This window comes from Bradyrhizobium australafricanum, from assembly GCF_020329495.1.
Taxonomy (GTDB): domain Bacteria; phylum Pseudomonadota; class Alphaproteobacteria; order Rhizobiales; family Xanthobacteraceae; genus Bradyrhizobium; species Bradyrhizobium australafricanum.
The window spans coordinates 23,384-37,783 of sequence record NZ_JAGKJL010000061.1 but is presented as its reverse complement, the minus strand read 5'-3'; the positions used below and the strand labels follow the sequence as shown (position 1 = coordinate 37,783).

At 63.7% G+C, this 14,400-nt stretch carries 6 protein-coding genes; 3 read left to right on the top strand and 3 right to left on the bottom strand.

The annotated features are described in order from the left end of the window. The first annotated feature begins 11 nt into the window (after positions 1-11). Entirely contained in the window at positions 12-1,262 is a 1,251-nt protein-coding gene (locus tag J6525_RS36660) for an HlyD family type I secretion periplasmic adaptor subunit (protein ID WP_092089786.1), read from the top strand. 217 nt (positions 1,263-1,479) lie between these two features. Continuing rightward, positions 1,480-2,493 carry a transglutaminase-like cysteine peptidase gene (locus J6525_RS36655; protein ID WP_092089787.1) on the top strand — a complete coding sequence of 338 codons (1,014 nt, stop codon included), beginning with the start codon at positions 1,480-1,482 and terminating at the stop codon, positions 2,491-2,493. Between the two features lie 83 nt (positions 2,494-2,576). Here J6525_RS36655 and J6525_RS36650 read toward each other — a convergent pair whose 3' ends face one another. Next, a complete protein-coding gene (locus J6525_RS36650) occupies positions 2,577-12,245 on the bottom strand; it encodes a beta strand repeat-containing protein (RefSeq protein WP_225648286.1) in 9,669 nt (3,222 codons plus the stop codon). Between the two features lie 238 nt (positions 12,246-12,483). On the opposite strand from J6525_RS36650, the gene J6525_RS36645 reads away from it, so the two are divergent. Beyond that, a complete protein-coding gene (locus J6525_RS36645; RefSeq protein WP_225648285.1) occupies positions 12,484-12,924 on the top strand; it encodes a hypothetical protein in 441 nt (146 codons plus the stop codon). A 50-nt stretch (positions 12,925-12,974) separates the two neighbouring features. Here the strand turns inward: J6525_RS36645 and J6525_RS36640 are convergent, their stop codons facing one another. Together J6525_RS36640 and J6525_RS36635 are read right to left on the bottom strand one after the other, a co-directional pair. Beyond that, on the bottom strand, positions 12,975-13,529 hold the full coding sequence (locus J6525_RS36640; protein ID WP_225648284.1) for a DUF3617 domain-containing protein: 555 nt from the start codon (positions 13,527-13,529) through the stop codon (positions 12,975-12,977). Between the two features lie 264 nt (positions 13,530-13,793). After that, the gene (locus J6525_RS36635; protein WP_092089790.1) at positions 13,794-14,378 is read right to left on the bottom strand and encodes a DUF3617 family protein; all 585 of its coding nucleotides are present in this window, start codon (positions 14,376-14,378) and stop codon (positions 13,794-13,796) included. Between the last annotated feature and the right edge of the window lie 22 nt (positions 14,379-14,400).

The window sequence follows — 14,400 nt, the reverse complement described above, 5'->3', positions numbered from 1 at the left end:
GAGCGAATATTATGGCGTCTTCCGATTTTGCATTTGCAAATGACATCCGGTCCGCGGCGCTGCTGCGCACGCCGCGTACCTCCCGCATGCTGCTGTGGACCTCCTGCACGCTGCTTGCGACGTTTGTGATCTGGGCCCACTTTGCCGTGCTTGACGAGGTGAAGCGCGGCAGCGGCCGCGTCGTGCCGTCGCGGCAAATGCAGGTGGTTCAATCGCTCGAGGGCGGGATCGTCGGTGATATCCTGATCCGGGAAGGCGACATCGTTCAGCAGGGCCAGTCCCTGATGCGCATCGATGATACGAAATTCGCTTCCGAGTTCGGCGAAATCCGCGAGCGCCGCGCGGCGATGGCGGCGCGGGTGGCCCGCCTCGACGCCGAGGCGCGCGGCCGAGCCGAGATCACCTTCCCGGACGACCTCGACAAGATGGTTCCCGCTGCCGTCGCGACCGAGACCAGCGTGTTCAAGATGCGCGGGCAGAAGGTCGCGCAGGACATCGACGTGCTCAACCAGCAGGTCACTCGCCTCTCCGGCTCCCTCAAGCTCCTTGAGCGCGAGCAGACCCTGACGCGCAGGCTGTATGAGCAGAAGGTCGTGCCCGAGATCGAGATGCTGCGGCTTGACCGGCAGGCAACCGAGATGAAGGGACAGCTGGCCGAAGCGCAATCGAAGATCGCGAACATCACCGCGTCGTTCCGCTCACAGGCCGATGAGGATCTGGCCAAATCGCGGGCCGACCTCGCCGTGCTTGACGAGAATATCAAGTCCGCCCAGGACCGGGTGCGCCGCACGGATCTGAAGGCGCCGGTCCACGGCATCGTCAACAAACTGAACATCAGTACCATCGGTGCCGTCGTGCAGCCGGGCGCCAACCTGATGGACATCGTGCCGCTGGACGACACGCTGTTGGTGGAGGGGCGGATTCGTCCGCAGGACATCGCGTTTATCCGTCCCGACCAGGACGCGGTGGTGAAGATCAGCGCCTATGATTCCTCGGTCTACGGCTCGCTGAAGGGCAAGGTTGAACGCATCAGCGCCGACACCATCGTCGACGACAAGGCGGAAAAGACCGAACGCCAGGAGACCTTCTACCGCGTCATGGTGCGCACCGATAAGAATCATCTCGGCACCGAGCAGCATCCGCTGCCGATCATTCCGGGCATGGTGACCACGGTCGAGGTCCTGACCGGCGAGAAGTCTGTGCTGGACTACATCGTGAAGCCCGCCCGCCTGCTGCGCGACGAGGCGCTGCGCGAACGCTGATCGGGACCAGTGACCATGGTTAACCGATCATAACCTCGGTTCGTCCAATTTCGAACGAACCGGCAAACCCCGGATTGACCGCCTTTTCGACATTCGAGGTAGCGGACCCTCCACTTAACTCCGCTTAAGCGGCCAAGGCCCCAGTCTGCGTCCCGATAACAGCGGGGACGCAGATCGACGCACAGACGTTGACGGTCCCCGACATTGGGGACGTCATATGAAGTCGCTGAAGTTTGCTTCGTCGGCCGTGATGGCCGCAGCTGCGCTGACAATAGGTCTTTGCGCAGCGCCATCAGCGTTTGCGGCGGACGAGCGCTCTCTCGAAAAACCCGCCGGCGAGCTCGCGCCCGCCGCGGACGCCGCGTCGAACCGCCCGCCTGCCACCTTCTTCACCATCGCCGACGTCCTGGCCAAGCTGGACCGGCAGCGCGGCCGAGGTCCGAACGCCATTCGTACCGCCTCGCTCACGCCGCCAAATACCGCGACCGACGGGGTGCCCGCGGCAAAGCCGCTTCCGCCTGTCGGCACCGAGCCGTTTGGCCTGTTCACCTTCCGCGCACCGGAAAACGGCCTGTGGCGCAAATGGCGCGGCCTCGAATCCGATCTCGCAAAGGAGCAGAACGTTCTTGAGCAATGCCGCGAGAACGCAACCGGCTGCCCGTCGCAGGCCGCGCAATTCCTTCGTCTGATCGGCGCGGTCAAGTCCAAGGCCGGACGCGACCGGCTGGATGAGGCCAACCGCGCCGTCAACCAGGCGATCCGCTATGTCAGCGACTTCGCCCAGCATGGCGAGGCCGATCGCTGGACTGCGCCGCTCGCCACCTTCGCGACCGGCAAGGGCGACTGCGAGGACTATGCGATCGCAAAATACATCGCGCTCAGCGAAGCCGGCTTCCCACGCGAGGATCTGCGCCTGGTGCTGGGCCGCGATCGCGCCATCCGCCAGGATCATGCCGTGCTGGCGGCGCGCCTGGACGGTCATTGGCTGATCCTGGACAGCCGCCGCTCCGAACTGATTGATGACGGCGAGCTCGGCAACTTCACGCCGATGTTCGCGATCAACGACCGCGGCGTGCAGCTGTTTGCGGCCCCCTATGCCAAGCGCCTCCCGCTCGGCGACGAGCTCGACGCGGCGCCGGCGGCCGCCAATGCCGCGGAGACGGAATGGACGGGGGTGGAGTCGCTTGATGCAGCGAGCCCCCTCACCGGCTTCCTGCCCGTGCTGATGTGATTGCCCGCAAGTAGGCGACAATTCAATCAAGAAAAATCCGCGGAGAGGTCTCCGCGGATTTTCGATTTTGCTGCAAGCCTGGCCTAGAAAATGTGAACGTTCGTAGCCGCCGGCACGCCGGTGCTCACATGTGCGAGGTCCACCTTGTCGGAGCCGGTGCCATTTGCCGAGTACCAAAGCTCCTGGGTCGTGTTGTTGAAGAAGAACTTGTTCGTGCTTGCACTTTCGTTCCAGGCGCTGGCGTTGTTCTCGGTCTGGCCGGTGACTGCCGATGACGTGAACTGACCAGCCGTAAGGGCGTTTGAAACGCCCGTCGGCAGGCTCAGACCGGCCACGTCGAGAAGGAGCGTATCACCGCTGTTGAAATCACTGATGATATCGTGGGCGCTGAGATTGAGAACAAACTTGTCGTCCCCACCATTGCCAGTGAGCGTCTCGTTGGTTGGTCCGGCGACAATGACATCATTGCCGGCCGTGCCAAGCAGGGTCGTGGTGCCATTGATGTTGATATTGATGGTGCTCGACGCCGTGTCGCCGTCACCGTCGATCGTCGACACGTTGAAGCTCAGATCCTCGGAGACGTTCGTGGTCGACGAAACTCCGACGCCAACCAAGTCGACCTTGCCGCTGCCTGTCACGTCCGTGAACTGGACAGTGTAGAGCTGCAGGCCGGCCGGCGCTGTGGGCGTCGACCATTCGGTGGCGACCGTGGTGTGGGTGGAAGGATCGAAATCACCGGATACCGATGTGATGGAGGCGGCGTGCACTCCGTCCCAATAAGAGACGACGTAATGGATTTCGTCCCCGCCCTTGTAGTTGGAGAACGTGTAGTTCGCGACCGATTCGTTTGCCGGCGGATGGAACGCCGCGTTGCCGACCGGACTGGCGATTGCGCCGCTGGTGAAATCGAACAGCAGCTTTTCATTGGGGTCGAAGTTATTGTTGTCGACGCCCCAACCGTTGGTAGATCCGTTCACACCGCCTTGGCTGCCGCCGGAGGTCGTTCCCGAAACAACCGCCAGTTGATCGGTGTTCGAAGAAAGAACCTGCTCCTCCGATGGTCCCGAGCCGAAGGAAGATGAACTGCCGACATTCTGGATCGTTGTCTCCGTGAATGGCTGAAGCAATGTGAATAGGTAGTGACCGGTTGTGTCATCCAGATTCAGCGTGAAGATATTATTCGCTGCTGATGGGGCCGCACCGATATAGGCCGTCAAATTCTGTCCAAATGCGTCGATGGAATAGTGCACGGCCTGGCCATTGAACGTCAGGCCGGCCGGCGCCGTGTTTCCAGTCAAGGTGAAGTCATATGCGCCAAAACCATCGGCGCCGGAGAACACGGGTAGGTTACCTAGCACGGACATTCCCGCGTAATCGGCAATGATTCCATGCTCGATCGTGCCGAAACTCGGGCCGTCGTCGAGGAAGCTGATATGAGTGCTGATGTCGGCGGTGGCCGTCACATGATCGCCATCGGCGTCCGTCAACGTGACCGTCGCGCCGATCTTACCGGCCGTCATCGTCAGCAGATCATTCGAACTGGCGGTGCTGTTGTGGTGGAGCGAGAGATAGTCCGCCACATAGAGCTGACCGGTGATCGGATCGATCGCGATCGCGAAGGCCGTTTGGCCCGTGAGGCTGGGGTTGGCGGCATCGTTGCCCACAGTACCGATGATCCGGCCGCTGGCATCCAGCGACAGCGCGATCCCTGTGCCATCCGTCAATGTCAGGCCTGACGCAGCGCTGAGGACGCTCAACGCATAGGTCGTAGACCCCGCGCCGTCAGAGCCGAAGCTGCCGCCGGCCACCGTCAGGATGCTGCTCGCGCCCGTCGAGGCAAAGCTGAGCGCACCGTTGTCAAGTGACGCTGCCGACACATCGGTGTCGACGCCCTTGTTCGCGACCGTGCTGAACAGCGCGGCGACAGTGCTGGCGGCACCGTTGAACGTGATCGCAGTGGAGCCGAGCACGTCGCTCGCGCCGCCGGTGGTCTGCACGCCGGGCGTCTCGTCCACGCCGATCGTAGCTGCGCTGGCCGTCGCTGTCGGCGCCGTCGGGCCGCTGTCCTGGATTGTGAACACGCCGGTGCCGAGGTCGAGCGGCGTCGACACGCTGTCGCCGTCGGCATCGACGATGGTCTGCACCACCTGCAGCAGGTTGGCGCTCGAGAGCATCAGCGTCGCTGCATCGTCCGAATTGTTCGGATCGGAGTGCCAGATGTTGTTGACCTGGGTGAAGGTCACGATCCCGGTTGCGGGATCAATGGTGATCGTGAAGTAGGTCGTCGCGCCAACCGAACCGGTGATGGTGTTGCCGGACTGGTTCAGCAGAATCTGCGCACCCTGTCCGATGCCATCGCCGTCGCCGGCAGTCTTGTCGGTCGCATCGAGCGCATAGAGGCCGGAGGCCACGTTCGAGCCCGTCAGCTTCAGCGTGTAGGTCGTCGAACCAGCACCGTCGCTGCCATAGCTACCGCCGGTGAAGTTGTCGGAGAAGTTCGCCGTCACGGAAACAAGCCCGTTCGGCGCCGTGCCGCCCGCGGTGTCGGTGCCAACAGGACGCGTCTCATCCAGCACGAGCGTGTCGGTCGGACCGGTCACCGTGCCGGCGGTCGGACCGCTGTCCTGGATCGTGAACACGCCGGTGCCGAGGTTCAGCGGCGTCGTCACGCTGTCGCCGTCCGCATCGGTGATGGTCTGCACCACCTGCAACAGATTGGCAGCCGACAGCGTCAGCGTCGCCGCGTCGTCCGGGTTGGTCGGATCGGAGTGCCAGATATTGTTAAGCTGGGTGAAGGTCACGATGCCGGTCGACGGATCGATCGTGATCGTGAAGTAGTTGGTGCCGCCGACCGAGCCGGTGATGGTGTTGCCGACCTGGTTCAGCAGAATCTGCGCGCCCTGTCCGATACCATCGCCGTCGCCGGCGGTCTTGTCGGTCGGATCGAGCGCATAGAGGCCGGAGGCGACGTTGGCACCGGTGAGCTTCAGCGTGTACGTCGTGCTGCCAGCACCGTCGCTGCCGTAGCTGCCGCCGGTGAAGTTGTTGGAAAAGTCCGCCGTCACGGTGTCGAGCCCGGTCGGCGCTGTGCCGCCTGCGGTGTCGCTGCCAACGGGACGGGTCTCGTCCAGCACGAGGGTGTCGGTCGGACCGGTCACCGTGCCGGCGGTCGGGCCGCTGTCCTGGATCGTGAACACGCCGCTGCCGAGGTTGAGCGGCGTCGTCACGCTATCACCATCGGCGTCCGTGATGGTCTGCACCACCTGCAGCAACTCAGGGCGCGTCAGCGTCAGCGTCGCCGCATCGTCCGGGTTGGTCGGATCGGAGTGCCAGATGTTGTTGACCTGGGTGAACGTCACGATCCCGGTCGTCTCATTGATCGTGATCGTGAAGTAGGTCGTGCCGTTCGCTGAGCCGGTGATGGTGTCACCGACCTGGTTGAGCACGATCTGCGTTCCCTGCCCGATGCCGTCGCCGTCGCCGGCGGTCTTGTCGGTCGGATCGAGCGCATAGAGGCCGGAGGCCACGTTCAAGCCCGTCAGCTTCAGCGTGTAGGTCGTCGACCCAGCACCATCGCTGCCGTAGCTGCCGGCGGTGAAGTTGTTGGAGAAGTCCGCCGTCACGGTGTCGAGCCCGGTCGGCGCCGTGCCGCCGGCGGTGTCGCTGCCAACAGGACGCGTCTCGTCCAGCACGAGGGTATCGGTCGGGCCGGTCACCGTGCCCGCGGTCGGACCGCTGTCCTGGATCGTGAACACGCCGGTGCCGACGTTGATCGGCGTCGCAACGCTGTCGCCATCCGCATCGGTGATGGTCTGCACCACCTGAAGCAGGTTGGCGGCCGACAGCGTCAGCGTCGCGGCATCGTCCGGGTTGGTCGGGTCGGAATGCCAGATATTGTTGACCTGCGTGAAGGTCACCACGCCGGTCGTCTCGTTGATCGTGATCGTGAAGTAGGTGGTCGCACCGACCGAGCCGGTGATGGTGTCACCGACCTGGTTGAGCACGATCTGCGCGCCCTGCCCGAAGTGAGCCGGGTCGGTGTCAGTCGGATCCAGCGCATAGAGGCCGGAGGCCACGTTGATGCCGGTTAGCTTCAGCGTATAGGCCGTGTTGCCCGGGCCGTCACTGCCGTAGCTGCCGGGAGTGAAGTTGTTGGAGAAGTCCGCCGTCACGGTGTCGAGGCCGATCGGCGCCGTGCCGCCCGCGGTATCTGTTCCGGTGGGCCGGGTCTCGTCGAGCACCAGGGTATCGGTCGGGCCCGTCACCGTGCCCGCCGTCGGACCGCTGTCCTGGATCGTGAACACACCGGTGCCGAGATTGAGCGGCGTCGTCACGCTGTCGCCGTCCGCATCGGTGATGGTCTGCACCACCTGAAGCAGGTTCGCCGCCGACAGGGTCAGCGTCGCGGCATCGTCCGGGTTGGTCGGATCAGAGTGCCAGATGTTGTTGACCTGGGTGAACGTCACGATCCCGGTCGTCTCATTGATCGTGATCGTGAAGTAGGTCGTGCCGTTCGCCGAACCGGTGATGGTGTCACCGACCTGGTTGAGCACGATCTGCGAACCCTGCCCGAAGTGGGTCGGATCGGTGTCGGTCGGATCCAGCGCATAGAGGCCGGAGGCCACGTTCACGCCGGTGAGCTTCAGCGTGTAGGCCGTGTTGCCCGCACCATCGCTGCCGTAGTTGCCGCCGGTGAAGTTGTTGGAGAAGTCCGCCGTCACGGTATCGAGCCCGGTCGGCGCCGTGCCGCCTGCGATGTCGCTGCCAACAGGACGGGTCTCGTCCAGCACCAAGGTGTCGGTCGGACCTGTCACCGTGCCCGCCGTCGGGCCGCTATCCTGGATCGTGAACACGCCGGTGCCGACGTCGAGCGGCGTTGTCACGCTGTCGCCGTCCGCATCGGTGATGGTCTGCACCACCTGCAGCAGATTGGCAGCCGACAGCGTCAGCGTCGCAGAATCGTCCGGATTGGTCGGATCGGAATGCCAGATGTTGTTGAGCTGGGTGAAGGTGACGATGCCGGTCGTCTCATTGATCGTGATCGTGAAGTAGGTCGTGCCATTCGCCGAACCGGTGATCGTGTCACCGACCTGGTTGAGCACGATCTGTGCACCTTGGCCGAAGTGGGTCGGGTCGGTATCGGTCGGATCGAGCGCATAGAGGCCGGAGGCCACGTTCACGCCGGTCAACTTCAGCGTATAGGCCGTGTTGCCCGGACCGTCGCTGCCGTAGCTGCCGGCCGAGAAGTTGTTCGAGAAGTCTGCCGTCACGGTGTCGAGGCCGGTCGGCGCCGTGCCGCCCGCCGTATCCGTGCCGACGGGACGGGTCTCGTCCAGCACGAGGGTGTCGGTCGGACCGGTCACCGTGCCGGCGGTCGGGCCGCTGTCCTGGATTGTGAACACACCGGAGCCGAGGTTGAGCGACGTCGTCACGCTGTCGCCGTCGGCATCGGTGATGGTCTGCACCAATTGCAGGATTTCCGGACGCGACAGCGTCAGCGTCGCGGCGTCATCCGGGTTGGTCGGATCGGAGTGCCAGATGTTGTTGAGCTGGGTGAAGGTCACGATCCCGCTCGAGGGATCGATCGCGATCGTGAAGTAATCGGTGCCGCCGGCCGAGCCGGTGATCGTGTTGCCGACCTGGTTCAGCAGAATTTGCGCACCCTGCCCGAAATGGGTCGGGTCGGTGTCGGTCGGATCCAGCGCATACAGGCCGGACGCGACATTGGCGCCGGTGAGCTTCAGCGTGTAGGCCGAATTGCCCGGGCCATCGCTGCCATAGCTGCCGCCGGCGAAGCCGTTCGAGAAATCCGCCGTGACGCTGGCAAGGCCGGTCGGCGTCGTGCCGCCCGCGGTGTCGGTGCCAACAGGACGCGTCTCGTCGAGCACGAGCGTGTCCGTTGCGCCAGACAGCGCGCTCGCCGTCGGGCCGCTGTCCTGGATGGTGAACACACCGTTGCCGACATCGAGCGGCGTCGACACGTGGTCGCCGTCCGCATCGGTGATGGTCTGCACCACCTGCAACAGGTTGGCCGCCGAGAGCGTCAGCGTCGCTGCATCGTCCGGATTGGTCGGATCGGAATGCCAGATGTTGTTGAGCTGGGTGAACGTGACGATGCCGGTCGTCTCGTCGATCGTGATCGTGAAGTAGTTGGTGCCGCCGGCCGAGCCGGTGATGGTGTCACCGACCTGGTTCAGCAGAATCTGCGCACCCTGCCCGAAATGGGTCGGGTCGGTGTCGGTCGGATCCAGCGCATAGAGGCCGGAGGCGACGTTGGCACCGGTGAGCTTCAGCGTGTAAGCCGTGTTGCCCGCGCCGTCGCTGCCATAATTGCCGCCGGTGAAGTTGTTGGAGAAGTCCGCCGTCACAGTGTCGAGCCCGGTCGGCGCTGTGCCGCCTACGGTGTCGCTGCCGACGGGACGAGTCTCGTCCAGCACGAGGGTGTCGGTCGGACCTGTCACCGTGCCCGCCGTCGGGCCGCTGTCCTGGATCGTGAACACACCGGTGCCGACATCGAGCGGCGTTGTCACGCTGTCGCCGTCCGCATCGGTGATGGTCTGCACCACCTGAAGCAGGTTCGCGGCCGACAGGGTCAGCGTCGCGGCGTCATCCGGATTGGTCGGATCGGCGTGCCAGATGTTGTTGAGCTGGGTGAACGTCACGATGCCGGTCGTCTCGTCGATCGTGATCGTGAAGTAGGTGGTCCCGCCGACCGAACCGGTGATCGTGTCACCGGATTGGTTCAGCACGATCTGCGCACCTTGGCCGAAGTGGGTCGGGTCGGTGTCGGTCGGATCCAGCGCGTAGAGGCCGGAGGCCACGTTCACGCCGGTCAGCTTCAGCGTGTAGGCCGTGTTGCCCGCGCCGTCGCTACCGTAGCTGCCGGCCGAGAAGTTGTTGGAGAAGTCCGCCGTGACGGTGTCGAGGCCCGTCGGCGCGGCGCCGCCCGCATTGTCGGTGCCGACAGGACGGGTCTCGTCCAGCACCAACGTATCCGCCGCCGCGATCACCGTGCCGGCGCTCGGGCCGCTGTCCTGGATCGTGAACACGCCGGTGCCGACATCGAGCGGCGTCGTCACGCTGTCGCCGTCGGCATCGACGATGGTTTGCACCACCTGCAGCAGATTGGCGCCAGACAGCGTCAGCGTCGCCGCATCGTCCGGATTGGTTGGGTCGGAGTGCCAGATATTGTTGAGCTGGGTGAATGTCACGATCCCGGTCGAAGGATCGATCGTGATCGTGAAGTAATTGGTGCCGCCAGCCGAGCCAGTGATGGTGTTGCCGACCTGGTTCAGCAGAATCTGCGCGCCCTGCCCGATGCCGTCGCCGTCGGCGGTGGTCATATCGGTCGCATCAAGTGCGTAGAGACCGGACGCCACATTCGCGCCGGCGAGGTTCAGCGCGTAGGTCGTGTGGCCCGGGCCGTCGCTGCCATAGCTGCCGGGCGTGAAGTTGTTGGAGAAGTCTGCGGTCACGGAATCGAGGCCGGTCGGCGTCGTGCCGCCCGCGGTGTCCGTGCCAACCGGACGGGTCTCGTCCAGCACCAGGGTGTCGGTCGGGCCGGTCACCGAGCCGGCGGTCGGGCCGCTGTCCTGGATGGTGAACACACGGGTGCCGACATCGAGCGGCGTCGACACGCTGTCGCCGTCCGCGTCGGTGATGGTCTGCACCACCTGCAGCAGGCTGGGGCTCGACAGCGTCAGCGTTGCCGGATCGTCCGGATTCTTCGGGTCAGAATGCCAGATGTTGTTCGACTGCGTGAAGGTCACGATCCCGGTCGACGGATCAATCGTGATGGTGAAATACGTCGTCCCGCCGGCCGAGCCGGTGATCGTGTTGCCGGACTGGTTGAGGACGATCTGCGCGCCCTGTCCGATGCCGTCGCCGTCAGCAGTGGTCGTGTCGGTCGGATCCAGCGCGTAGAGACCCGAGGCCACGTTCGAGCCGGTGAGCTTCAGCGTGTAGGCGGTATGGCCGGGTCCGTCGCTGCCGTAGCTGCCGGACGTGAAGTCGTGGGAGAAGTCCGCCGTCACGCTGGCAAGCCCGCTCGGCGCAAAGCCGGCCGGCGTGTCGCTACCAACCGGGCGCGACTCGTCCAGCACCAGCGTCTCCGCCGGCCCTTCCTTCTCGATCACCGTGCCGGCCGTCGGACCGCTGTCCTGGATTGTGAACACGCCGCCACCGAGGTCGATCGGCGTTGTCACGCTGTCGCCGTCCGCGTCAGTGATGGTCTGCACCACCTGCAGCAGGCTGGCGCTGGAGAGGGTCAACGTCGCAGCGTCATCCGGGTTGGTCGGATCGGCATGCCAGATGTTGTTGACCTGGGTGAAGGTCACGATCCCGGTCGTCTCGTTGATCGTGATCGTGAAGTAGGTCGTGCCGTTCGCCGAGCCGGTGATGGTGTCACCGGACTGGTTCAGCACGATCTGCGCACCCTGCCCGAAATGGGCCGGGTTGGTGTCGGTCGGATCCAGCGCATAGAGGCCGGAGGCCACGTTCACGCCGGTGAGATGCAGCGTGTAGGCAGTGCTGCCGGCACCGTCGGCGCCGTAGCTACCGCCGGTGAAATTGTTGGAGAAGTCCGCCGTCACGCTGGCGAGGCCGGTCGGCGTGGTGCCGCCCGCGGTGTCGCTGCCGACAGGACGCGTTTCGTCCAACACCAGCGTGTCGGTCGCGCCGGTCACCGTGCCCGCCACCGGACCATCGTCAAGGATCGTCAGATGCGAGCCGACGTCAACGCTCGCACTTGCCGACTGATTGTTGTTGTCAGTCACGGTGGCGGTCAGCGTGATCAGACCCGATGCCAGCGTGATCCCTTCATTGAAGTTGCCCGGTGTTGCCTCATGAACCGCGCGCAGATCGGTCAGCGTCACATGACCCGCGGTGTCAACCGAGACCGTGAGGACCAGATCGCCACTGATCGCCGTGCGCCCTTCCACGACGCCGGCCGCGTTGACCGTCAGCAGAACGTGCTGACCGGTCGCCGAATCGATCAGACCGGAATCTTCGTTTGGTGTCGTGACCGACAGCGCATAGGTCAGCGACTGCTGGCCGCCCGGTACCGTGACGTTGAACGACACCTGCACAGACGCGACCGTTGCCCCTGCTGGTCCGAGCCCCGAACCGGCGACACCATGGTTGGTGGCCGCGGTCAGGAAGCTCTCGTCGACAATCAGCGCCGACAGGGGGTTGCCGGAAATGGTCGGAGGCGGAGCAATGCCCAGCACGAAGCCGGTCGGCGGCACAGGGGTCACGAGGTTCGGCAACTCTTCCTGCGGCGCCAACACGTTGGTCGGTACAGGAGCTAGCGGATCAACCGCGAACGGGCGGAAATCCGCGCCGCTCGCCTGCGCGTTGCCGTTCGAGTTGCCGCCATCGTCGGCCGCCGGCAACACGGAGGCATCCGTGGTGATCGGAAACAGACTGGCGAATTCCTGGACCGAGACCTCGCGTCCCGGCGCCATCTCGATCGTGACATTCTTCTGTCCATCCGTACGGGAGTCGAAGAACGGCTCAACCGTGACGGTCGACTGGTTGTCGAACAGGATGATCAGCTTTTCGCCGACGTGAACCAGCGTGATCTTTTCATTGGCGATCGACGAAAAATCGACCTTCACCTTCTGGTCGTATCCAAGATTGACGACCACCGCCTGATCGGTCAGCGGCTTGGTCAGCTTGTAAATTCGTACGGGAGCCGAATTGGTGGAATTGCCGGTGCCGGTTGCCTGAGCGACCTGAAACGAACCCTGCATTATCAACTCCGCAAAATGCGATTAGAGGAAAAGTTGTAGAAAAATTTAGTTTTAGGCTATTGTTAACCCTCCCCGCGGTCAAGAAATGTATTTGGTTAATCAATGCTTTCCGTGGAAGTGTGGTAAAGATCGGACAGGTCGAAGCTGAAAGAACAACGGCTTAGCCGGATTAACTTGGCCAAAGGCAGTATTTCCCCGGCCCCCGTTCGTCCTTCCCGGCGATTTGGAGCAGCAGTCGATGCGGGTGATTCTTCAGGCGTGTGCCGCTGTCTTGATTTGGGGCTGCTTCGGCGCGGCGGCCGCGCAAGCCCCTGCACAACCTGTCCCGCAGGAGACCACGGTGGAGCGCCAGGTTCGCGCCCTGGCCAACCGGGACACCCAGATTGGCCTCTATCTCAACGTGTTACCAGATTGCACGTCGGGGCCGCTGCCGACCATCCGCCTGGTCACTGCGCCGGCTGCCGGAAAGGTTGTGGTGAAGTCGGCGAAGGCGAAGGCTACCAATTACAAGGCCTGCCTGGCGCTCGAGGTGCCGGCCTATGTCGCCTTCTACAAGGCGCCGCCGGAATTTCTCGGCGATGACGCCCTGACCATCGAGGTCAAGTACCAGGGCGGCCGAACCGAAATTCAGAAGATCACCGTCAAGGTCAGCGGCCCGGGAGGCCAGCAAAAGATCTGACCAGATGACGCGAATGCTGATGCCCTGAATGCTCGCGTCGACCGGCCGCCTTAGAGCGGCTCGCCCTCGGCTTCGTCCTGCTGCAACGACACCTCGCTCGGTGCGGAGGCCGGCTGGCTGAGCGAGGCTCTATCCTCGTGGCAATCGCTGATTCGGCGGGCAACCACCCGGTCGGTCCGCGGCGCCTGACCAACATTGGTCTTGTTGACCTCGGTATAGGCCTCGTCACTGAGAACCGTGATGACGGTGCTGACCGGCCCGAGATAGTCGCAGCGGTTGGAGAAGACGTATTTGTTGTTGATCTTCTCCGGCCGCGAAGAGTGGCAATTTCCAATGGACGGAGATGAGAAGGTCGCCTTCATCGCCTGGGTCGGATCGACACAGCGCGTCATTTCGCGCTCGAGCAGCGTTTGCCGGACGTTCGAGGACGTGGCGATTTCCAGCGTCCGCACGAAGCGCCACATTCCCTTTCGGAAGGTCGGCCCGCTGAATCCCTCCTCCGCCATGGCGCTCGGGGAGGCGAGCACGAACACGGAAAGCGCGGTCACGACGCCAAGCGCGGATGCGAAGATCTTCGACGGGGCGAAGCCCTCACGCGATGTCATTTATTGAATCCCTAACCGGCCGATTGACGCGGATCGCGTGACTTCGCTTGAAGCACGTCCAAGCTCACATCATTCAGGAGCATTTCGTGTTAAGACCCCGTAAACGCTTGGCCTTTGCTCGAAGCTCTCACGAGCTCTTGCGCCAAACACGGTGAATGCCCGGTTGCTTCAGGCCGGGGCAGCTTCGGCGCGAAAGGAAGCGCAGCGTCTGCGTCGTCGGGACGAATGGACGCCTCGTCCGCCGCCACTCTGTTTGATTGCCAGCTACTGCTGCAAAGCCGCCGCAGCGGACTTGTCAGTCTTGGCCTCAGACTTGGCCTCAATCTTGGCCGCACTACCGTCGTCGCAGTCGCCGATCCTTGTCGCGACGACCGTGTCGGTCCGGGGATGCTCTCCGGTGCTGATCTCGTTCAGCTCGGTATAGGCTTCGTCGCTGCGCACGGTGATGACGGTGCTGACCGTCCCCATGTAATCGCAGCGGTGCCCGAAGGTGTATTGATTACCGACCTTCTCCGGCTTGTCCGAGACGCAGCTTCCGATCGATCCCGAGGCAAAGGTCGCCTTCATGGCGTGGGTCGGGTCGACGCAGCGCGTCGTCTCCGCGTTGACCACCCGATACTTGAAGTTCTTGTTGGCGGTCCTGACCACATCGAGCGTTCGCACGAAGCGCCACAGACCTTTGCGGAAGCTCGGGCCAGAAAAGGCTTGATCGCCCTGAGCCGGCGCTGCCGCAGCTGCCCGGCCGTTCGCCGGTTGAGGAGCCTGAGTCTGCGCATGAGCTGCCAGCGCAGGCAATGAGACAATCATCAGGGTCAGCAGCGAACGTGCAATGCCACCACGGAAGTCCATTCCCACCCCCGATGTTCGTCCA